20 protein-coding genes are annotated in these 20,004 nt (G+C 51.4%); 13 read left to right on the top strand and 7 right to left on the bottom strand.

Features of this window, described 5'->3' with window-relative positions; all coding sequences use genetic code 11:
- The first annotated feature begins 88 nt into the window (after positions 1 to 88).
- From ribD to F457_RS0103885, 6 genes are all read left to right on the top strand, one after another.
- The gene (gene ribD / locus F457_RS0103910; protein WP_018979831.1) at positions 89 to 1,132 is read left to right on the top strand and encodes a bifunctional diaminohydroxyphosphoribosylaminopyrimidine deaminase/5-amino-6-(5-phosphoribosylamino)uracil reductase RibD; all 1,044 of its coding nucleotides are present in this window, start codon (positions 89 to 91) and stop codon (positions 1,130 to 1,132) included.
- Position 1,133: 1 nt separating this feature from the next.
- The gene (locus tag F457_RS0103905) at positions 1,134 to 1,784 is read left to right on the top strand and encodes a riboflavin synthase (protein ID WP_018979830.1); all 651 of its coding nucleotides are present in this window, start codon (positions 1,134 to 1,136) and stop codon (positions 1,782 to 1,784) included.
- A complete protein-coding gene (locus tag F457_RS0103900; protein WP_018979829.1) occupies positions 1,784 to 3,043 on the top strand; it encodes a bifunctional 3,4-dihydroxy-2-butanone-4-phosphate synthase/GTP cyclohydrolase II in 1,260 nt (419 codons plus the stop codon). Before F457_RS0103905 ends, F457_RS0103900 begins: the two co-directional genes overlap by 1 nt.
- Positions 3,044 to 3,046: 3 nt before the next feature.
- Entirely contained in the window at positions 3,047 to 3,526 is a 480-nt protein-coding gene (ribH, locus tag F457_RS0103895; protein WP_018979828.1) for a 6,7-dimethyl-8-ribityllumazine synthase, read from the top strand.
- Positions 3,527 to 3,623: 97 nt separating this feature from the next.
- On the top strand, positions 3,624 to 5,468 hold the full coding sequence (locus F457_RS0103890) for a DUF4422 domain-containing protein (RefSeq protein WP_018979827.1): 1,845 nt from the start codon (positions 3,624 to 3,626) through the stop codon (positions 5,466 to 5,468).
- Positions 5,469 to 5,525: 57 nt separating this feature from the next.
- Entirely contained in the window at positions 5,526 to 7,343 is a 1,818-nt protein-coding gene (locus tag F457_RS0103885; protein ID WP_018979826.1) for a glycosyltransferase, read from the top strand.
- A 20-nt stretch (positions 7,344 to 7,363) separates the two neighbouring features.
- Here F457_RS0103885 and pqqE read toward each other — a convergent pair whose 3' ends face one another.
- The 5 genes from pqqE to pqqA form a co-directional block, all read right to left on the bottom strand.
- A complete protein-coding gene (gene pqqE / locus F457_RS0103880; RefSeq protein WP_040920799.1) occupies positions 7,364 to 8,416 on the bottom strand; it encodes a pyrroloquinoline quinone biosynthesis protein PqqE in 1,053 nt (350 codons plus the stop codon).
- 23 nt (positions 8,417 to 8,439) lie between these two features.
- Positions 8,440 to 8,718: a pyrroloquinoline quinone biosynthesis peptide chaperone PqqD gene (gene pqqD, locus F457_RS0103875; RefSeq protein WP_018979824.1), complete on the bottom strand. Its 279-nt coding sequence runs from the start codon at positions 8,716 to 8,718 to the stop codon at positions 8,440 to 8,442.
- The gene (gene pqqC / locus F457_RS0103870; protein ID WP_018979823.1) at positions 8,715 to 9,446 is read right to left on the bottom strand and encodes a pyrroloquinoline-quinone synthase PqqC; all 732 of its coding nucleotides are present in this window, start codon (positions 9,444 to 9,446) and stop codon (positions 8,715 to 8,717) included. The genes pqqD and pqqC overlap by 4 nt, the downstream gene beginning before the upstream one ends.
- A complete protein-coding gene (gene pqqB, locus F457_RS0103865) occupies positions 9,443 to 10,357 on the bottom strand; it encodes a pyrroloquinoline quinone biosynthesis protein PqqB (protein WP_018979822.1) in 915 nt (304 codons plus the stop codon). Before pqqB ends, pqqC begins: the two co-directional genes overlap by 4 nt.
- Before the next feature lie 84 nt (positions 10,358 to 10,441).
- Positions 10,442 to 10,522, bottom strand: coding sequence for a pyrroloquinoline quinone precursor peptide PqqA (pqqA, locus tag F457_RS13520; RefSeq protein ID WP_010502998.1), 81 nt, complete (start codon positions 10,520 to 10,522; stop codon positions 10,442 to 10,444).
- A 209-nt stretch (positions 10,523 to 10,731) separates the two neighbouring features.
- Here pqqA and gmk point away from each other — a divergent pair, with 209 nt between their 5' ends.
- From gmk to hisD, 3 genes are all read left to right on the top strand, one after another.
- Positions 10,732 to 11,358, top strand: a complete 627-nt coding sequence (gene gmk / locus F457_RS0103860; RefSeq protein ID WP_018979821.1) for a guanylate kinase — start codon at positions 10,732 to 10,734, stop codon at positions 11,356 to 11,358.
- A gap of 132 nt (positions 11,359 to 11,490) precedes the next feature.
- Positions 11,491 to 12,180 carry an ATP phosphoribosyltransferase gene (gene hisG, locus F457_RS12105; protein ID WP_018979820.1) on the top strand — a complete coding sequence of 230 codons (690 nt, stop codon included), beginning with the start codon at positions 11,491 to 11,493 and terminating at the stop codon, positions 12,178 to 12,180.
- A complete protein-coding gene (gene hisD / locus F457_RS0103850) occupies positions 12,177 to 13,463 on the top strand; it encodes a histidinol dehydrogenase (protein WP_018979819.1) in 1,287 nt (428 codons plus the stop codon). Before hisG ends, hisD begins: the two co-directional genes overlap by 4 nt.
- A 62-nt stretch (positions 13,464 to 13,525) precedes the next feature.
- Here hisD and F457_RS0103845 read toward each other — a convergent pair whose 3' ends face one another.
- Together F457_RS0103845 and F457_RS0103840 are read right to left on the bottom strand one after the other, a co-directional pair.
- Positions 13,526 to 13,840, bottom strand: a complete 315-nt coding sequence (locus F457_RS0103845) for an antibiotic biosynthesis monooxygenase family protein (protein ID WP_018979818.1) — start codon at positions 13,838 to 13,840, stop codon at positions 13,526 to 13,528.
- 116 nt (positions 13,841 to 13,956) lie between these two features.
- Entirely contained in the window at positions 13,957 to 14,739 is a 783-nt protein-coding gene (locus F457_RS0103840; protein WP_018979817.1) for an alpha/beta fold hydrolase, read from the bottom strand.
- A gap of 828 nt (positions 14,740 to 15,567) precedes the next feature.
- Here F457_RS0103840 and F457_RS0103835 point away from each other — a divergent pair.
- The 4 genes from F457_RS0103835 to F457_RS0103820 are packed head-to-tail and all read left to right on the top strand — an operon-like array spanning position 15,568 to position 19,693.
- Positions 15,568 to 16,626, top strand: coding sequence for an ABC transporter substrate-binding protein (locus F457_RS0103835; RefSeq protein WP_018979816.1), 1,059 nt, complete (start codon positions 15,568 to 15,570; stop codon positions 16,624 to 16,626).
- On the top strand, positions 16,623 to 17,582 hold the full coding sequence (locus tag F457_RS0103830) for an ABC transporter permease (protein WP_018979815.1): 960 nt from the start codon (positions 16,623 to 16,625) through the stop codon (positions 17,580 to 17,582). The genes F457_RS0103835 and F457_RS0103830 overlap by 4 nt, the downstream gene beginning before the upstream one ends.
- Positions 17,576 to 18,361, top strand: coding sequence for an ABC transporter ATP-binding protein (locus F457_RS0103825; RefSeq protein ID WP_018979814.1), 786 nt, complete (start codon positions 17,576 to 17,578; stop codon positions 18,359 to 18,361). Before F457_RS0103830 ends, F457_RS0103825 begins: the two co-directional genes overlap by 7 nt.
- A 33-nt stretch (positions 18,362 to 18,394) precedes the next feature.
- Positions 18,395 to 19,693: an O-acetylhomoserine aminocarboxypropyltransferase/cysteine synthase family protein gene (locus F457_RS0103820; RefSeq protein ID WP_018979813.1), complete on the top strand. Its 1,299-nt coding sequence runs from the start codon at positions 18,395 to 18,397 to the stop codon at positions 19,691 to 19,693.
- The last annotated feature ends 311 nt before the right edge of the window (positions 19,694 to 20,004 follow it).

The following is a 20,004-nucleotide window of genomic DNA, read 5'->3' as shown; positions in this document are numbered from 1 at the left end:
TGGGGTGTGTCCTCAGCTCGTGCTGACATTTATAGGGGAGGAAGGCGTACCGTCGCCGCGGACGTCCCTAAAGATAGGGACAGAGATCATGACCGTGTCTCAGCAGGCACAGTGCCAGGATCAGACTGAAGCCATACGAGCAGGCTTTGAGTTGGCACTTAAAAAGACGATTCCTACATTAGGCGCGACTGCGCCTAACCCTTCCGTTGGCTGTGTGTTACTTGACCAAGAGGGCCGTGTGCTCAGCGTTGGTGTGCATGAAGCCGCTGGTCAGCCACATGCGGAAGTCATGGCGTTAGAGCAAGCGTATCAAGAAGGCACGTTAGAGCGTGCCCATACGGCTCTCGTGACGTTAGAACCCTGTGCCCATCATGGGCGCACCCCCCCATGTAGTGAGCGTTTGCGGCAGAGCCCTGTACAGGCTGTGTGGATTGGCGCGCGAGACCCCAACCCTGTTGCTGCCGGTGGCGGTGCGTCGTTAGCGCAAGGGGAAGGGGCAAAAAGGGTCGTCTTTCTAGACGATAAGCCCGCCTACCGAGAGATTGCGCAACAATGTCGCGCTTTACTTGCTCCTTTTTCCTGTCGGGTGACCAAGGATCGGCCCTGGTTGACCGTTAAGCAGGCGCTGGATCATTCGGGCAGTATGATCCCTCCTAAAGGGACAAAAACGTTCACATCGCCTCAATCTCTGCTTTTTGCACATCACATACGCCGTGCGACTGATGCGGTTATCACCGGCATTGGCACTGTTTTAGCGGACGACCCGTCTTTTACAGTGCGTCACCTGCCTGATCATGCGCATCGTCACAAACGGTTGTTGATTGTGCTGGGCCAGCAAGGGCGTTTGCCAGAAGAATGGCGCAAGGCGCGAGAGCGTGATGGCTTTGACGTGCGAGTTTGTTCATCGCTTGAGGCTATGTTGGTAGCCTTACGCGATTATGGGGCGAATTGGGCGCTTATTGAGGCAGGGCCAAGCGTGTTGCGTTCTATCAAAGAGGCGAACTTGTGGGATGACTGGCTGACTATTCATCAGCAGGCAAATGACCATGATGATCGGCTGTCATGGCAGATGCGTGATGGTTCACAGAAAGATATGAGCCCGCTCTCTTTGTTGCATATTGGGGGAAAGTAAGATGTTTTCAGGCATTATTGAACAGGTTGGACAGGTCTGCGAGGCGACAGTCCGTGAGCAGGCGATGGATTTGCAGATTGATAGTCATTTTACAGATTTGACAGAGGGTGAGAGCATCGCTGTTAACGGAGTCTGCCTGACAGCGACCCAGTTTAATGACAAGGGTCGTGTAAATTTCCATCTGAGTGGCGAAACGCTTGCACGGACAGCGCTAGGGCGCCTCAAAAAAGGAGCGTCCGTTAATTTAGAACGGGCTGTATCGCTTAATACGCGTCTATCGGGTCATATTGTGCAAGGCCATGTGGATACGATCGCCGTGTTAACGTCGGTGGAAAAAGCAGGTGAGTCCTACAAGCTTCATATGTTTATTCCACAAGAGCTACGGCGTTATGTGGTGGAAAAAGGGTCCATCACGTTAGATGGGATTAGCCTCACGGTGAATCACCTTCATGATGGGCAGTCGCATGAGGGTGTGCAGGGTTTTGAGATCGGTCTGATGATTATTCCGCATACATGGACGCATACAGATCTTTCGACATTGTCAGTGGGGGATGCTCTGAATGTTGAGGTCGATATGATGGCTAAATATGTGGAGAATCTGTTGCGGTTCTCTCCAGAGGATGCCGTGCGTCGCCTTGGGGGAGAGGGATAATGAAACAGCTTTCTCCTTCTCTAAAAGCAGCTATTGCCGCCGTGCGTGCGGGGCGTATGGTGGTGATGGTTGATGATGAAGACCGGGAAAATGAAGGTGATTTAATCCTTCCTGCGCAGTTTGCGACGGCTGAAGCGATGACGTTTATGGCCCGTCAGGCGTGCGGGCTTATCTGCTTGTCGTTGGAAGGCGAGCAAATTGACCGTCTCGGATTGCCGCCAATGGTTGAGCACAATAAAGATCCGCGCGGGACGGCCTTTACAGCGTCTATTGAGGCCGCAACGGGTGTTACGACCGGGATTTCGGCCGCAGATCGTGCGCGGACGGTGCGGGTTGCAGCAAACCCTGACGTGCAACCGGGCGAGATTGTCTCACCAGGGCATATGTTCCCTCTTCGTGCCAACCCTCATGGGGTGATGGCGCGGGAAGGCCATACAGAGGGAGCTGTCGATTTGATGCGCCTTGCTGGGCTGCTTCCAGCGGGCGTTATCTGCGAAATTATGGCTGAAGATGGCACGATGATGCGCCTGACAGCCTTGCGTCAGTATGCCAAGCGTCATGGGCTGCCGTTGATCAGTATTGCAGAGATGCGGTCATGGATTGCTCTGCATGGTCGTGGTGATGTGGGAGAGGTTGAGGCGGTATTACCTCAGGAAGAACTCTCTGAGCATGCTGCACTGGCTGTCGCGAATTTACCAAGTGTCTGCGGTGGGGCTGATCTCAAAGTTCATGCCTTTCGTTCTGCTGATGGTGTAGAGCATCTAGCGCTTGTCAAAGGAGATCCGACGCAGGGAACGCCTGTCGTGCGGTTGCACTCTGAATGTGTGACGGGTGATGCGCTTGGCTCTCTGCGTTGTGATTGTGGGCCGCAATTGCGCGAAGCGTTGCGCCGTGTATCTCAAGCGCAAAGTGGTGTGGTGGTTTATTTGCGTGGCCATGAAGGGCGTGGCATCGGATTGGTGAATAAAATCCGAGCTTATGAACTGCAAGATCAGGGCATGGACACGGTGGACGCGAATGAAGCGCTTGGTCTTCCTGTCGATGCACGACAATGGGACGTTGGTACTGGCATTTTACGTGCTCTGGGGGTGACATCGCTGCGCTTGTTAACCAACAACCCTCGGAAAGAACAAGGATTGCGTGACGCTGGGTTTGATGTTGAGGCGGTGGAGCGTTTGGACGTGCCATCTAATCCGTTTAATCGCCATTATTTAGAAACAAAAAGAACCCGTATGGGTCATTTTTTGCAGGAGAGCTAAACGATGAGTAAGCATATTGCGACGGCGCCAGAAGGGCTTATTTTGTCTCCGTCCCCTAAGATCGCGCTTGTGGTCAGTCGTTTTAATACTGATGTGACAGGTGGCCTCAAAAAAGGGGCGCTCGCTTGGTTGTCTGAGCATCACATCGACTCTGTTGATTGTTACGACGCACCAGGTGCATTTGAACTCCCTATCATGGCGCAGCGTTTAGCGCAGACGGGGCGTTATGAAGGGGTTATTTGTCTTGGTTGTGTGATTAAGGGGGATACAGCTCATTTTGAGTTTATCTCGCTAGGGGCTACGGTAGGTTTGATGCAGGCCCAGTTGGCAGCAGAAACACCGATTTCATTTGGTATTTTAACGACGTATTCGGAGGAGCAAGCAGTACTGCGTTCACGCGATGATGCCCATAATAAGGGGCGGGAGGCCGCGGCTGCTTGCGTGGAGACAGTGTCATTCCTACGGGAAACGCCGAAATCCTAACAATAATTTAGGTATTAATCCGAGGGATTCTATTGAGAATTCTCCCTCATTTGCTAGGTTTTGCGCGTTCTTAACCCGAAAGTGAGGAAAATCGCCTGTGATTGATGCTCGTATCTATGTCAGTCACACGAAGGCGTGCCCGGTATTGGGTAATGATCTGTTTGTGCCGCTCCAGGCGGGGCGGCAGCAGGCTGATGAGGCTCTGCCAGATATGGTGGGGGACGATACGGGCGACCATATATCCGACCGTTACTCTCAGTGGGGAGAGCTAACCTCTCTCTACTGGGTGTGGAAAAACACCCAACATGAGTATGTCGGCTGGATGCGGGCAGCGCGGCTGCTCTCTCTTGTCAAAGGTGGAGAAGATGGCGCCTTAGAAGGGTTTTCGCAGCGCTCTATTCGGCATTATGGATGGACGTTAGCGGGGGCACGCTCCCTTTTAAAGCACTACGATATTGTTGTGCCGCGGGCTTATGATGTGCAAGAGATTACCGTGTTACAAGAGGTTGAAACGCCGCATGCCCTTTACGTGCGTGAGGGCGGGACAGCGCAAGAAATCGCCCTTTTGTTAAGGATCATTGAGGAGCTTTATCCAGAAAAATACATTCATGCGTTAGAGTTTTTCTATGGGTACTCGATGAGGCCTTGGAATCTGTTTGTGATGAAACAAGAGCTCTTTCAGTCCTATGGAGCGTTTCTCTTTTCCGTCTTAGAAGCGTTTAAGAGCCGTCATGATATGGAAGGGCATATTGGCTGCCAACGTCATAATTGGACTTTTCTGGCGGAATGCCTCTTAAATATCGACATTATCTATCGTTTAGCGGTAGAGCCAAGTTTAAAGTTGCGAGAGCAGCCTATCCTTTTTGTGGATGGCAATGATCTCTCTTTTGACCGTCGGAAGGTTCTTTCTCAGCAAGCGGCGCATGCACGGGCGATCAAGACAGCATCCCCTAAAGAGGTGGAATATGGTGGGCACGTTCATATTGTTCTGTCGTTTAATGACCGGTATTTAAAGCCTGCTTGTGCGACGATAAACTCCATACTCACTCATACGGCCAATAAGAACGATATTACCTTTTATGTGCTTCATGATGAGGGGCTTTCTCAATCAACTATACATAGAATGGAAGATATTTATGAGGGTGAGGTTCATTTCTATTTTATAAAAGTAGAGGATAACTTTGTTCATAAATTTCCTCTGAATAGAAAACATATTAATGTAAATGCTTATTATAGACTCATACTTCAAAATATGATTCCCCATCATATTGATAGGATAATATACTTAGATACTGACACAATTATTTGTGGTAATATCATTGATTTATGGAATTTTAATTTGAACAATAATATCATTGCCGGCGTTCTTGATGAAAGTGGCATTGTCTGCTCGTGGCGTCTTTGGGGCGCTCACATGAATGATAGGTACATTAACTCGGGAGTTCTTCTTCTTGATCTTAAACAGGCACGCGAAAAATATGGGAATCTTGATTTCCTATATGCGCGATCATTCTATGAGAATGACGTTAATATCACGATGCAGGATCAAGATATTCTCAATATTGCCTATAAAGATGATATCGCTCTGCTCCCTTTAAATTGGAACGTGCCTTCGTCCGCTTATTATAGAAAGAGCGCTCATTCTGATGGGGATTACGAGGGGCGAGAAAACGTCTTCTCAGACCAAGAGCGTCAAGATGCGGTCAATCATCCAAAGATTATTCATTTTACGGGAAAGCAAAAACCGTGGAAGTTTAATAGTATGCACCCGCTTAAAGCGCTCTTTTGGTCACATTTGAGGAGGAGCGTTCGTCTTTCTTTGAGAGAATATCTTCTCTCTCTTAACAACGCTATAACCATCAAAAAAGGCGAGGTGATACTGCGGCGGAATAGGGATTTTACGACGTTGTTTTCAATAGAAAATCTTAAGAGAAACTCATAAGAGCAGAGCGAAAAGGTATTTATGATGATGTATAACAGTGCGGGTGAGGGTTAGATCATGTCACTTATTGATGCTCGGGTCTATGTGCGGTACTCAGGAGACCATCCCGTCCTCAGCAATGATCTTTTCGTCCCCATTCAGGTTGATGAGGCGCATTATGAGCGGGGGTATGAGCAGTGGGGAGAGCTCGCCAACCTCTATTGGATGTGGAAGAATGTGCGTCACGATTATGTGGGGCTGATGCAAAATAGGCGTTATCTGTCACTTTCGTCGAAATGGAATGAAGACGGTGCTGTTGCTCGACTAGAAGGGGGGTTAGTGCACCGTCATGCGTGGACTCGGCGTGGTGCGACGACCCTTTTGCAATCATGTGATGTGCTTATCCCTCATCGTTATTCGCTAGAAGATATTAGTCTTTCTGAGGGAGTCTATTCTCCTTATGATTTCTTCATCGAAGAAGGAGGGAGTGCGCGTGATATTGAACTCTTTTTATGTCTTATAAAGGAAAAACATCCAGAATATTATATTAATGCATTAGAGTTTATTTACGGAACATCGATGGTTCCGTGGAATATATTTGTCATGAAGAGCCATATTTTTCATGATTATTGCTCTTTTGTGTTTTCCGTCATATGTGACATAGAACATTTGTCAGAAAGTGGTTCTTTCCAGAGGAATTTATGGTGTTTGCTTGCTGAGTTTTTGGGGAATATTTACCTTAAAAATCTCTCTGAAAAAGATAGAAGTCTTATTATACGAGAAGCATCGATTATTTATACAGATGATGATGACATTGGTCTCGATTTTAAGAAAGTTTCCCAAGAGATTATGTTGCATGAAAAGAAGGTGCATCATGATCAACCGATGGATGTTCTTTATGGAGGCCATATTAATCTCGTCGTGTCTTTTGATGCAAATTATTACAGACCGGCTTGTGCGACGATTAGCTCTATTATTAGGCATACGAGAAACACGGACAACATAACGCTTTATGTTATCCATGATGACAGACTTTCTGATGATGTCATCAGGAAGGTTACGGCTCGTTACGGACGATTGCTGGAGATCAAGTTTGTTCGTATTGGGGATACATTTGTCAAATATTTCCCTATGAATAGGAAGCATATTAACGTGAATGCGTATTATAGGCTTCTTATTAGTAGTGTTCTGCCGGAAACGGTTGAGCGTGTTATTTATTTTGATACAGACGTTGTTCTGTGTGATGACGTTACTAAGCTCTGGAATACAGATCTTCATGGTAAGGTTTTGGGTGGGGCACGTGACGAAGATGGTTTGATTGAATCGCGCCGTCTTTTTGGAGAGGGGTTTAACAATAATTACATTAATTCTGGCGTGCTGCTCTTTGATGTAGCGTGTGCGAAGAAACGTTATGGCAAGCTCGAATTTTTATATGCGGAAGCTTTTTATAAAAATACGCATAATATCACGATGCAAGATCAGGATATCCTCAATTTAGCATATAAAGAGGATATTTTCATTCTTCCTCTCCGTTGGAATGTCGCCAGTTCCGCTTATCTTTATCAGAGAACGAGCCATGTGTGTGGGCGTGCTGAAGGGGAAGAATACGCTTATACTAAGAAGGAGCATGACGAGGCGCGTCGTAATCCTGCTGTGTTGCATTTTACTGGGCGTCGTAAGCCTTGGCGTGTCAGCTGTATGCATCCTCTGAAAAGCTTATATTGGCGCTACTACCGTGGAGCAGCAGGATATAGAGCGCTGCTGAAGCGTTATTTGTGCCTCAATAATTATTATGTCACTATCAGCAGGGGCAGACTGTCTGTGCATCTTCCATTGGTGAAAACGTCTTTCTCAGTAAGGCGCTATGCCAAACTTTTGAGGAAGAAGACAGCGTAAGGTCTTCTTCCGTTACAATGTTAGCGTCGGTACTGAAAGTCATGCTGTGGTGACGCGTGTGCTTCGTTAATTGCCGTGTCGACGAGATGCCGAAAGGAAGAGAGGCTACAGATAGGGTCAGTGGCCTCGGCACGTCCAGTAAGGGCGAGGGCTTGGCAGCGGCACCCGCCCCAGTCGGTTTTCTTATGATCGCATGATGCGCATGGCTCTGGCATCCAGTCGGTTCCACGAAAGCGGTTAAAGCTCTCACTGTGAAACCAGATATCGTGTAAAGAGTGCTCTCTCACCGTGTCGAATGTCATGTCTGGAATGGTCTCAGCGGCATGGCAGGGGAGAACGCGCCCGGAAGGGGAAATATTGACGAAACGTTGTCCCCATCCTCCCATGCAAGGCTTAGGGCGATCAGCGTAATAATCGGGTGTGACGTAATCAATGGCGAGGCCGCCTTTGTCGCTTTCTGCTGCAACATACGCATTGGCGCGTTCCAGCTGTTGCGGGGTGGGGAGAAGCGCAAGGCGATTTTTGAGAGCCCAGCCGTAATATTGCGTATGGGCCATTTCAATGCGTTGTGCCCCTAAATGACGGGCCAGTGCGAACATTTCTGGCATGCGGTCAATATTGTTTTTTTGCAGAACAAAATTGAGCGTTAATGGAATTTCAGCGTCTTTAATCAGGCGAGCAGCATTGAGCTTACGCGGTTGAACATTTTTATACCCGCTGAGACGGTCAGCCTCAGCCACGTCCACATCTTGGAAAGAGAGTTGAATATGATCAAGACCAGACACATCAAGGGCCTTCATGGTCTTGTCATTGATCATCACACCTGAGGTGATGAGATTGGTATAAAGATTGAGCTGACGTGCATAGGTGATGAGCTCCATCAGATCAGGACGAGCCATGGGCTCGCCGCCTGAAAAGTGAACCTGCAAGACCCCCATCTCAGCAGCCTGATCTAAGACCCGTTTCCATGTTTGCGTGTCGAGTTCTTGGTTTTTGCGCTCAAGCTCGAGAGGGTTGGAACAGTAAGGACAGGCGAGTGGGCAGCGATGGGTGAGCTCGGCGAGGAGGCTCATCGGAGGAGGTGTGATGGGCGTGGTCACAGACGAAGGATCCCTTTCTCTACGAGCTCAGAGAGGAGGGCGAGGACATCATGCGTAATTGTTTCACGTGAAGCATCAAAGCTCTGACAGAGCGCGTCCACAATGACGTCAACGGAACGGGTATTATCAACATAGCGTAAGATCGTCGCCGCAATGGGGTCTGCGATGAGGGCACGTTCAGGTGCTTGGATGATCCATTGCTGACGGACTGTGTCATGTTGCAGGCGATACCCCCGTGTGAAACGGGGGACGGAGGACAGGGTGACAGAACTCATGGTGTTGTTGGAATAAAGGCGCCAGGTGGGGTGTGGCCCTCAACATAGGCATAATCGAGAGCATCAAGAAGAGTCCATAAGACGGAGCATTTAAACTCGAGAGCGTCAATAACCTCTTGCTGTTGCTCGACTGTTCGTGCGTGTTCTTTCACGTAGTTCAGTGCAAAGGTCGAATCCCGAGGGGCTTGGGTGAGGCGTGGTGCGAAATAGGCCATCGTGTCTTCGGAGATGAAAGAATAATTGCGCAGCATCCCTTCCATACGCTCCCCAATAATGGTGGGGGAGAAGAGCTCTGTTAAAGACGAGGCAATGGCCGCTAAAATGGAACGATCACGCACATAAGCGACGTAAGCATCCACGGCAAAGCGTGTGGCAGGGAGAAGGCCGCGCAGGCTCTCTACGTAGGGGGTGTCCAGCCCCAATCCTTCGGTTAATTTAAGCCAGCGCGCAATGCCGCCTGTTCCGGGTTCTGTGCCGTCATGGTCTTCAATACGGCGGCGCCATTCACGACGGAGCTCTGTTGTTGGCAGGCGTGCAAGGAGGGTCGCGTCCTTAATGGGGATTTGTGCTTGGTAATAATAGCGGTTCAGTGCCCACGCTTGGAGCTGGCCTTTGGTAAGTTCGCCAGCATACATCGCTTGATGGAGCGGATGGTTACGATGATAGCGCTCAGCGCCAATTTCGCGTAAGCGAGCTTCTAGGGCGTCGGGAGAAAGTGGGGTGCTCATAAGGCCTCCAGCTGAAATGTCATGCCATCTTCGGCAACAGTCCAGCCCGCTTTTGCAACGGCATGGCGTTCGGGGCTGTCTTCGAGCAAGATGGGGTTGGAATTATTGATATGGATGAACATTTTGCGGGGCTTTGAGCACGCGGCAAAATGCTTCAATGGCCCGTCGTCTCCATCAACAGAGACATGGCCCATGCGATGGCCCGTTTTGGGGCTGAGCCCTGCGCGGATCATTTCATCATCATCCCAGAGTGTGCCATCGAAAAAGAGAAGATCTGCGGCTTGAGCGCGTTCTAAAAGCTCAGGCGTGATGAAGGCACAACCGGGGATGTACAGCAGGGTGCGCTGCCCGTCGCTGATGGAAAGGCCGAGGCTGTCATCTTCCTTTGTTCCGTCCTTTTCCGCGTAAAGCGGCGCCTTCCCAGGGACGGGGAATGCTTCCAGCGTTAAGCCTGATGGTTGGCCATTTTTGAGCGGGAGGGGAAAGGCTTGATGGAGTGGAAGGGGGGAGCGTGTGACAATCTCGCGGTCTAACGCTTCAAACATCGGGTTAGCGTCAAGCTGGGCGAGAGAGGAACGGCTTGCATAGAGGGTGAAGGGTTCACGCTCACGCATCGTGAACAAGCCTACAGTCGTATCAATTTCTGCCCCTGTGAGGATGACGCCTTGGACGGGCGTTCCACGTGGAGAGCCGTGATGCTGGAGGGCTGGGGTTGTCAAAATCTGTTGGCGGAGGTCAGGCGATGCATTGAGGAGAAACCAATGCTCTTTGTCGCCACTAATAGCCAACGAGGCTTGCGTGCGTGGTTTGGCACCGTTGCCTGAACGGGCTTTAAGACAGGCAGGGGCTGCTGAATTCCATTGGGGGAAACCGCCCCCCGCTCCAGCACCAAGGACAATGACATCCAGCATGAGAACCCTTTCTGGCGTTGATCATGGCATAAGAAAACAGGGAAGAGGATAAGACCGCTTCCCTGTTTTTAGGTGATGGAAGAGTTACTTCTTTTCACCGCACACATAAGAGTTGATTTCAGCGCCCAATGGGATCTCGGTCACTTTTGGTGTGTTCCAAGCCATGAGATGTCTCCTTTATGACAGGGTTAGACCAACTTTTGGAGGAAGCAGAGGAACCCCCCCGCTGTAAAGCCGATATTACAAAATTATGGGGGCGCAGAGCGTAAAAGTCACGCGATAAACACAGCATTGTGAAGATGTTTTCTGGCCAGAAAAAGAGTCATCCTTTAGGAAGGGCGCATCATAGGGCCATTGGGAAGGAAGATGAGGTCATGCAACAACAAGCGCGCCGTGGGGTTTGTTTGGTCATTTCAGCGCCATCGGGAGCAGGGAAGTCGACCATTGCTCAGGCGTTGCGTCAGCGTGACCCGCATCTTTTTACGTCTGTTTCTGTCACGACACGCGCGCCTCGTGCTGGTGAGACAGAGGGGCAGCATTATTATTTTCGCACGATGGAGCAATTCCGCGAGATGGCCCAAAAAGGGGAGCTGCTTGAATGGGCGGAAGTGTTCGGTCGGGGGTATGGAACCCCACGTGCTCCGGTAGAGGCGGCTCTTTCAGAAGGGCGTGATATTGTGTTGGACATTGACTGGCAGGGCTATCGTTTGATGAAAAAAGCTTTGCCTGACGATGTGGTGGGGCTTTTTGTGTTGCCTCCCTCTCTTGAGGAGCTAGAGCGCCGGTTGCGTGGTCGGGCCTCCGATAGTGATGATGAAATTACCAAACGTATGAAAGCCTCTCTGAGCGAAATGTCGCATTGGGAGGAGTTTGAGTATGCGTTGGTGAATGAGACGTTAGACAAGGCCGTTGATGAGGCGGAAGCGGTGTTAAAAGCGGCACGGCTTGCCACTATGCGGCGTGTAGATATTGCCACGTCTTTAAAATCTTTGCTGCCTTAAAGGTTCCATTTGTTAAAAGATTAAACGCGCTTTAATGGTGATGCTGTGTTTGTGGGGCTTTCCTGCCTGCTGGGACGTGGTAGAGATAGGGACAATGAGATTCTTACCGTGCGTGCCGATCAGGAGCCTTTCATGACAGACCCGCAGAGCTCACCGCTCATTCTTGCCCTCCCTAAAGGGCGTATTCTCAAAGCGCTGCGCCCTGTTTTAGAGCATACAGGCTTTGAGCCCGCCCCGGATTGTTTGGACGAAAGCAGCCGCCGTCTGCGCTTTCCGACGTCGCAGCCTTCTCTCGATGTGGTGCGGGTGCGCTCGTTCGATGTCGCGACATTTGTGGCTTATGGTGGAGCGGATATTGGCGTGTGCGGGGCGGATGTCCTGATGGAGTTCGATTATCCAGACCTCTATGCACCGCTTGATCTGGGGATTGGCGGATGCCGTATTTCTGTTGCCCGGCTTAAAGGGGGCGGCGAGGTGATGCCGGAAGGGCGGTCGCGTTTGCGAGTTGCCACCAAATATCCTGCCATTGCCCGACGCTATTTTGCCTCTCGTGCGGTGAATGCGGAGATTGTGCATCTTCATGGGGCCATGGAACTCGCCCCCGCGCTGGATATGGCTGATGTTATCGTGGACTTGGTTGATACTGGGTCAACATTGCGGGCGAATGGGCTTGAAGAGGTAGATGTTATTGCCCAGGTCACAAGCCGCTTAATTGTCAATCGCGTTGCCCTCAAAACGCGCCCAGAAGAGATTAATGGTTTGATTGAGCAATTCCGTCTGGCTTTGCCGCAGCTTGCTCAGTCGGGAGAGAAAGTTTCATGAGACGTCTGGACACACAATCCCCTGATTTTTCGGAAAGTCTTAAAGCGGTTTTAGCTGAACGTGGCCAACAAAGCGGGTCTGTTGTGGAGCCGGTGCGGGCTATTTTAGCCGATATTCGCGAGCGTGGAGATGACGCCCTTTGCGAGTATACAGAGCGCTTTGACCGCCTCGCCCTTCCTGCTGATAAGTTGCGTTTAAGCGCGGCAGAAGTGGATGAGGCGGCGGCGAAAGTCTCGCCTGAAACGCATGAGGCGCTTGCTTTGGCTGCCAAGCGCATCCGCTCTTTTCATGAGGCACAGCTGCCCAAAGATATTGATTATACCGATGAAGATGGCCTGCGTTTGGGGATGCGCTGGACGTCGCTGGATGCGGTGGGGCTCTATGTGCCCGGTGGTAAAGCGGCCTATCCGTCCTCTGTGCTGATGAACGCGCTTCCGGCACGTGTGGCAGGGGTAAGCCGTTTGGCGATGTGTGTGCCAACGCCTGACGGTGTGATTAACCCGCTCGTGATGGCGGCAGCAAAGCTTTGCGGGGTTGATGAGATTTACCGCGTTGGTGGGGCTCAGGCTGTCGGAGCTCTGGCATTCGGCACGCAACGCATTGCACCGGTGGACCGTATCGTTGGGCCGGGTAATGCGTTTGTTGCTGAAGCAAAGCGGCAGGTTTTTGGCCATGTCGGGATTGATAGCATTGCAGGCCCTTCAGAAGTCGTTGTGGTGGCTGATGGAGCCAATGACCCACGTCTGGTAGCGATTGATCTGCTGGCACAAGCGGAGCATGACGAGCAGGCGCAGTCTGTGTTGATCACCCAAGACCCGGCCTTTGCTGAGGCTGTGAGTGCTGCGGTCGAACGTGAGCTAGAGACGCTCCCGCGTGCGGAGATCGCACGGAAGAGCTGGCGTGATTGCGGGGCCGTCATAACGGTTCAGAACGACGATGAAGCGGCAGAGATTGTTAATCTCTTTGCGCCAGAGCATCTTGAAGTCATGGTTGAAAACCCACGTGCGTTTAGTGCCAAGGTGCGTCACGCAGGGGCGATCTTTATGGGCCGTTTCTGCCCAGAAGCGGTGGGGGATTATGTCGGTGGGCCGAACCATGTTCTGCCCACGAGCCGGACGGCACGTTTTGCGTCAGGCTTGTCGGTGTATGACTTCCTGAAACGGACAACGACGATTGAGACAGACCTTGAAGGGTTGAAAAAAGTAGGCCCGGCTGGTGCTCGCCTCGCGCGGGAGGAAGGGTTAGATGCTCACGCGATGAGCTTGTCTGAACGGTTAAAATAACGGGATGTTCTGAAAGAGAGGAGGCATCTGTGTGCCCCTCTCTCACATGGTGCTGTAGATGGTTAAGCATGGAGCTCTTGCAGCACGTCAAACCCCTCAAAAACAGGGCGGCCTACGGTAAGGGACGGGCCCTCACCGGCATGGCGGTGTGCTTGGCGAAATTGTTCTGACTGTGTCCACGCAATGAACGCATCATGCGTTTCCCAGATGGTATGGGACGCGTAGAGCGTATGGTCGTCATGCTCGGGGCCACGGAGTAGTTGAAAGCTGACGAAACCCGGAACCGTGTTGAGGAATACCTCACGGTTTTGCCAGCGTTGCTCAAAAGCTTCGGAGCAGTCAGGTTTAACGCGGAAACGATTCATCGCAATATACATAACAGAGCCTTGAATGACCTAAAAAGTGGGAAATGCAGGGCGTAACGGGTGAGGCAAAAGACAGAGCGGCGCGTCGCGTACTGTGTCAGGTGATGCCGTCCCCAATGGCGCGGGCCTTAGTCTGTGTGACGTAAGAAATCCAGCATAATGGCGTTAAAGCTCTCTGGGTCTTCAGCATGAAGCCAGTGGTGCGTATTGGGAATGGTGCGGATATGCGCCCGTGGGAAAAGATGATGGATCAGCCCATGATGTTCGGGCTGAATGTAAGGGGAGTTCCCACCACGAATAAAGAGGGTAGGGCCACTCCAGCGCGCATTTGGCAGGGTATTGGGCCAGTTTTCAATTGTGGGAAAGCTTTGGGCAATTTCATGCAGGCCGATGAGCCAACGGGCAGGAGAACCCGGCTCAATATTCTGCCCAATCAGCTCCGTAACAGCAGGGTTGTCGGTAATAGGGTTTAAGAAGCTGCGGATATCGGCCCGGGTTTCAAGAGCGGGCAGCGTGAGCGCATCCAGTTTTTGGACAAGCGCATTTTGTCCATGATGCATCGGAGCTGGCGCAATATCGGCGACGAGAAGTTGTTGCACGCGATGAGGGGCGTGGAGCGCGATGGTCATAGCGACTTTTCCCCCCATTGAATGTCCAACAAAATCTGCTGATGCGATATTGAGATGGTCAAGCGTTTCGAGCACGTCATTGGCCATATCCGGATAGGTCAGTCGCGCGTGTTCGCTGTTTCCGTGTGAGCGGAGATCAAGCGCAACGGTATTGAAATAAGGGCTAAGGGCGCGCTGGAGCACACCCAAATTACGGGCCCGCCCGAAAACACCATGGATCAACACCACGGTTGGTGCGTGATCATTGCCAGTATCGTTGCGAATGATGGACGCGAGCTTCATAGAAAACCTTATGGTAAGAAAATGTGGGCCCAAAATGTTCGAGAAGTTTCTTATCTAGGGAGTAGGTGGGTAATTTCCCATAGTTCGGGGTGTGATTTTTTTCTTTTGGCGGTGAATGTTGTGGGAACATACGCTTCCTTTGTAAGAGAATATAGAAGGATCGTTGTTTCGTCGTTATACAAAGATATTTTCGTGCCTAATAATTTATAGGCTTTCAGTGCGCTCTTTGAAATATTGGAACATTTTTTGTGAAACTATTATCTCTTTTTGTCGGTATCTTGGGTGTCTTTTTTCTTAATACTGACAAGAAGTCGAGGAAGCAGAAGGTGTGTCTCTCCTTACGAGGCTGGGAGAAGTGCCTTGTTCTTTTTTATTGATCACTCAAAAGAAGAAACCAATCTTCTCATGATGTCATGGGCTTAAGGCAAGCTCTCAGGGATGAGATATGGTGAGAGTGGGTGCGTTTAAAAAGCGAAGTTTGATGGGAATTATTACAGATTTCAAGTAAGTCACAACAGCGTTTACGAAAGCCTGTCAGCAAGATGGTTTAAACATCACCTTTGGTTGTCTATGCGATTGAACACGTATGTTGCGTCTCAATCGTCAAGGATAGTGTTTGCCTGTCATATGAGGACGATATCGATAAACGATATCAAGAGAATGAGGGCGAGGAGTAGGGAAGGCCTTTCCCAGGATATACAGAGTAGAGGTATACTTACAACGATCAAGAAAAGTATAATTGAATAAATATCATAATGTGGTAGGTGTTTATAAATTAAGACCACCGAGGCAATGGTTTGTCTTGGTGATGACATTTTAAGGTGATGTATGTCTGACCGTGCTTCTGTATCCCGTCGTGCTCTGTTGTTGTCCTCGCTAGGAGGGATGGCCTTCTTTGGTGGGGGGCGTGCGCTTCATGCTGCTGCGATGGGTGAGGATGGAATGCAGTGTCAGGCGGTCGGGAGTGGCAAGGTGCCCCCTATCCCCGGTGCGCCGCGTAAGTTGACGATCGCGTGGAATGAGGATTCCATTTGCACGTCTGCTGTTCCGGTGGCGAAGGAAAAAGGCTTTTTCAAAAAATATAACCTTGATGTTGATTACGTGAATTTTGCGGGATCAACAGACCAGTTGCTTGAGACGTTATCGACTGGGAAGGCCGACGGTGCGCCGGGCATGGCGTTGCGTTGGCTCAAACCCTTGCAACAGGGCTTTGCGGTAAAGCTGGTTGCAGGGCTTCATGCGGGGTGCATTTACCTCATGACATCGCAGAAGTCTGGTGTGAAAAGCCTAGCAGACCTCAAGGGAAAGACCGTTGGTGTGGCTGATATTGGTGGGCCGGATCGAAATTTCTTTGCTATTCGCCTGAAAGAAGCAGGTGTTGACCCTGAAGAGGATGTGCAATGGCGGCAGTTCCCGTCTGATTTGCTGCCTATCGCGTTGCAACGAGGGGACGTGCAGGCCATCGCCAATGATGATCCGGTGGCTTATTTGCAGCGTCGTCAGTTCAATCTATTCGATCTTGATAGCAATATGGCGGGTGAGTGGGCTAACCATGCGTGCTGTGTGATTGGGCTGCGTGAAAAGCTGGTGAAAGAAGAGCCCCATGTCGCCGCAGCGGTGGCGAGCGCGATTTTAGAAGCGGGAGCTTGGATCCCGTGCCACCCAGAGGAAGCGGCGGCTGTCTTCCAACCTTTTGCCCCGAAGGTCAGTCAAGCGGATCTCGCACAGATGCTGCGGATGCAAGGCCATCATCATCAGGTCATTGATGGGCCGTTCCGTGATGAGGTGATCCGTTATGCTGAAGCCCTCAAGGGAATTGGTGTTTTCCGTCCGTCCTTTAATACAAGCCGCTATGCTGATCGTGTGACGCAGGATTTGCTGGGATGAGTCGCGTGACGACACATGAAACGACGCACTCCTCTGTTAAAGACATGGTGTGGCGTTGGGGAGCAGGCCCTTGTTGGGGGGTGGCGGCCTTTCTGACATGGTGGCTCCCTGATGGAGATGACTTTCCCGACACGACGTTACTCGCCGGACTTTTTCTGGCGTGTGGCGTGGTGTTGCTCATCCTCGCAGCGCTTAAGCGGCTTCGCTATTGGGCGCCGTGGAGCGCGGTTCTTGGGCTAGGCCTTGGTGCATGGGAGGTGGCGCAGGCCAAATTCCTCCTTCTGCCACGGCCCTTTTTCGGCACGCCGCAAGACTTGCTCGATGTCTTCCTGACAGACTGGAAGCGCCTTGGAGATAGTCTGCTGCACTCTCTGCTCTTGCTCCTGATTGGCTATGGCATAGGGGCCTGTGTGGGGATCGTTGTAGGGATGGCGCTTGGGCGGTCATTACGGTTTCGCTATTGGGTGCGTCCCATTATGCGGGTTATTGGGCCCTTGCCACCTGTCGCCTTGTTGCCGCTGGCGTTTGTTATCATGCCGTCAACGCGTTTAGCCGGAGAGGCCTTGATGGCGCTATCGGCTGGTTTTCCGGTCGCCGTGTTGACATGGTCGGGTGTCGCGGCGGTGGATCCGGCCTATTATGATGTGGCCCGCACAATGGGCGCGAAAGATCGCTTTCTTGTGCTGCGTGTTGCTTTACCGGCTGCAACGCCACAAATTTTCGTTGGGCTCTTTATGGGGTTGGGCGCTTCCTTCTCCATGCTTGTTGTGGCGGAAATGCTGGGTGTGAAATCTGGCTTGGGCTTTTACATGCAATGGGCCCAAGGATGGGCCGCTTATCCGAACATGTATGCTGCGCTGCTGGTGATGGCGCTCATGTGCACAAGTTTGATGACCTTGCTCTTTAAGCTGCGTGATTATGTGTTGAGATGGCAGAAGGATGGGCTGAAATGGTAAAGACAGCAGCGACACAGCCCGCTCTAAAACCGCTGAGCCTGCATATTGATCATCTCAATCATGGGTATGAGGCCCAAGGGGCGATGCGCCCGGTGTTGGATGATGTCAGCTTTGATGTGGCACCGGGGGAGTTTGTCGCTCTTCTCGGCCCTTCAGGCTGTGGGAAATCAACCTTGTTACGTCTGATCGCCGGGCTGGAAGCGCCCTTATCGGGCACGATTGAAGCAGATGGCCGAGAGATCACCGGCCCCGGCCCTGATCGGATCGTGATGTTCCAAGACCCCACGCTTTATCCGTGGCGGACGGTAGAGGAGAATGTGGCGTTAGGGTTGGATATTCATAAAAAGCGCGACCCGAAGATTGTGCGTGATGCGCTCCATCTTGTGGGGTTGGAGAAAGACGCGACATCATGGCCGCATCAGCTCTCTGGTGGCATGGCGCAGCGTGTAGCTTTGGCCCGGGCTCTGGTGAATAACCCGCGTATGCTGATCCTTGATGAGCCGCTAGGAAAGCTTGACAGTCTAACGCGCTTGACGATGCAAGGGGAGATTAGGCGCTTTTGGCAGCAACAAGGCTTTAGCGCGCTGATGGTCACTCATGATGTGGAAGAGGCGCTTCTGCTGGCGACCCGCGTTCTGGTGTTTAGCCCCCGTCCTGCACGCATTGTGAGCGACCAGCCTATTGAACTTTCTGCCGAACAGCGTCATCGTGATGATCCACATGTGATTGCGTTACGGCGCGCTATTTTAGAACAGCTTGGCCATCGTAACGATTGGTAAGGCACGCTTTCGCCCCTTAAAGGAGTATGGATTATGACAGAACCGTCGCTTCATCCGGAAACCCTGGCCCTTCATGGCGGGTGGCGTGCGGACCCGACAACAGGTTCTGTTGTGCCGCCGATCCATCAAACCACATCGTATCAATTCGCCAATGCAGAGCAAGCAGCTAATCGCTTTGCGCTGAAAGAACTGGGCACAATCTATACGCGGCTGGGCAACCCCACCACCGATGTGCTGGAGCAGCGTCTTGCAGCGCTTGAGGGCGGTGTTGCGGCCGTGGCTGTGGCGTCTGGGCAGGCCGCTTCGGCCACCGCAGTGCAGAATATTGCGCGTGCTGGCGATAATATCGTCAGTGGGACAGATTTGTACGGCGGGACATGGAATCTCTTTGCCAATACGCTCAAAAATCTGGGCATTGAGGTCCGGTTTGTGGATCCTTCCGATCCTGACGCATTTCTAAAAGCCAGCGATGAATGCACGCGAGGCTGGTATATTGAAACCTTGCCGAACCCGAAGCTGATTGTGTGCCCCATTGAGGACATTGCAACGCTTGGGCGGGGTCATGGGATTCCTCTGATTGTTGATAATACAGCGGCACCTCTCTTAGCGCGCCCGCTTGATTATGGCGCAGCGATTGTTGTGTATTCCACCACGAAATATATTGGCGGACATGGCACCTCTATTGGTGGCATGATCATTGATGGTGGGAACTTTGATTGGAAAAAAGCAGGGGATCGGCAACCATTATTGAATACGCCTGACCCTAGCTATCATGGGGCTATCTGGACGGAAGCTGCGAAATCGCTAGGCCCAATCGCCTATGCGTTGCGGGCACGGGCGGTGATCTTGCGTGATATGGGGCCAGCCTTATCGCCCTTTAATGCGTTCCAAATTCTTCAAGGCGTGGAAACATTGCCTCTGCGTATGGCGCGCCATAGCGAGAATGCCCACGTCATCGCTGCGTTCTTACACGCGCAGAAAGAGGTGGAACGGGTGATCTACCCTACTTTCCAAGAGGGAGACGCGTTGAAACGTGCGCAGAAATATCTCCCTCGTGGCTTTAGCGGTCTTGTCGGGATTGAACTTCGTGGTGGGTATGAAGCAGGGCAGCGCTTTATTGATGCGCTGCGGCTCTTTTACCATGTGGCTAATATTGGCGATGCACGAAGCTTGGCCATTCATCCGGCCTCAACAACGCATGCACAATTATCGGAAGAAGAGCAGCAGGCGACGGGTGTTTCTCCCGGCTATGTAAGGCTCTCTATTGGGCTAGAACATCCTGATGACTTGAAAACGGATCTCAGTCAGGCTCTCAAAGCGGCTGCGTGCTAAGGATGATGGTGGCTGAGCCTATGATGGATGGGCTCTTTTGTTGTGTCATGGAACGTTGAGGGTCATGCTGGGTGCGTGTGGCCTCCTTAGATTTTTGTGACCATGAGCTTCTTCATTAGTTTTCCTTTTGGAGAGGGATGGCTGCTGGTTAGAGGGGTGTGAGAACGTCATGTCGTCTGTGTTGCGGCTGTGATGCAGCTAGTCGTCATGCAGAAAAATGCTGTTTTTCGTATGTGAATGACAGTTCTCTAGCTCTTGAAACCGTTCTAAGGCATCATTTCTATCAGAGGTTATGTAATGTGAGGCAGGTA

Source organism: Saccharibacter floricola DSM 15669 (assembly GCF_000378165.1).
GTDB lineage: Bacteria > Pseudomonadota > Alphaproteobacteria > Acetobacterales > Acetobacteraceae > Saccharibacter > Saccharibacter floricola.
The sequence above is the reverse complement of the archived record's forward strand: the minus strand, read 5'-3'. Positions and strand labels throughout refer to the sequence as shown.

What these genes read in the sequence shown, in the direction of transcription:
- ribD (WP_018979831.1), top strand. Translation starts at nt 89, where the DNA reads ATGACCGTGTCTCAGCAGGCACAGTGCCAGGATCAGACTGAAGCCATA.
- F457_RS0103905 (WP_018979830.1), top strand. Translation starts at nt 1,134, where the DNA reads ATGTTTTCAGGCATTATTGAACAGGTTGGACAGGTCTGCGAGGCGACA.
- F457_RS0103900 (WP_018979829.1), top strand. Translation starts at nt 1,784, where the DNA reads ATGAAACAGCTTTCTCCTTCTCTAAAAGCAGCTATTGCCGCCGTGCGT.
- ribH (WP_018979828.1), top strand. Translation starts at nt 3,047, where the DNA reads ATGAGTAAGCATATTGCGACGGCGCCAGAAGGGCTTATTTTGTCTCCG.
- F457_RS0103885 (WP_018979826.1), top strand. Translation starts at nt 5,526, where the DNA reads ATGTCACTTATTGATGCTCGGGTCTATGTGCGGTACTCAGGAGACCAT.
- pqqE (WP_040920799.1), bottom strand. Translation starts at nt 8,416, where the DNA reads ATGAGCCTCCTCGCCGAGCTCACCCATCGCTGCCCACTCGCCTGTCCT.
- pqqD (WP_018979824.1), bottom strand. Translation starts at nt 8,718, where the DNA reads ATGAGTTCTGTCACCCTGTCCTCCGTCCCCCGTTTCACACGGGGGTAT.
- pqqC (WP_018979823.1), bottom strand. Translation starts at nt 9,446, where the DNA reads ATGAGCACCCCACTTTCTCCCGACGCCCTAGAAGCTCGCTTACGCGAA.
- pqqB (WP_018979822.1), bottom strand. Translation starts at nt 10,357, where the DNA reads ATGCTGGATGTCATTGTCCTTGGTGCTGGAGCGGGGGGCGGTTTCCCC.
- pqqA (WP_010502998.1), bottom strand. Translation starts at nt 10,522, where the DNA reads ATGGCTTGGAACACACCAAAAGTGACCGAGATCCCATTGGGCGCTGAA.
- gmk (WP_018979821.1), top strand. Translation starts at nt 10,732, where the DNA reads ATGCAACAACAAGCGCGCCGTGGGGTTTGTTTGGTCATTTCAGCGCCA.
- hisG (WP_018979820.1), top strand. Translation starts at nt 11,491, where the DNA reads ATGACAGACCCGCAGAGCTCACCGCTCATTCTTGCCCTCCCTAAAGGG.
- hisD (WP_018979819.1), top strand. Translation starts at nt 12,177, where the DNA reads ATGAGACGTCTGGACACACAATCCCCTGATTTTTCGGAAAGTCTTAAA.
- F457_RS0103845 (WP_018979818.1), bottom strand. Translation starts at nt 13,840, where the DNA reads ATGTATATTGCGATGAATCGTTTCCGCGTTAAACCTGACTGCTCCGAA.
- F457_RS0103840 (WP_018979817.1), bottom strand. Translation starts at nt 14,739, where the DNA reads ATGAAGCTCGCGTCCATCATTCGCAACGATACTGGCAATGATCACGCA.
- F457_RS0103835 (WP_018979816.1), top strand. Translation starts at nt 15,568, where the DNA reads ATGTCTGACCGTGCTTCTGTATCCCGTCGTGCTCTGTTGTTGTCCTCG.
- F457_RS0103830 (WP_018979815.1), top strand. Translation starts at nt 16,623, where the DNA reads ATGAGTCGCGTGACGACACATGAAACGACGCACTCCTCTGTTAAAGAC.
- F457_RS0103825 (WP_018979814.1), top strand. Translation starts at nt 17,576, where the DNA reads ATGGTAAAGACAGCAGCGACACAGCCCGCTCTAAAACCGCTGAGCCTG.
- F457_RS0103820 (WP_018979813.1), top strand. Translation starts at nt 18,395, where the DNA reads ATGACAGAACCGTCGCTTCATCCGGAAACCCTGGCCCTTCATGGCGGG.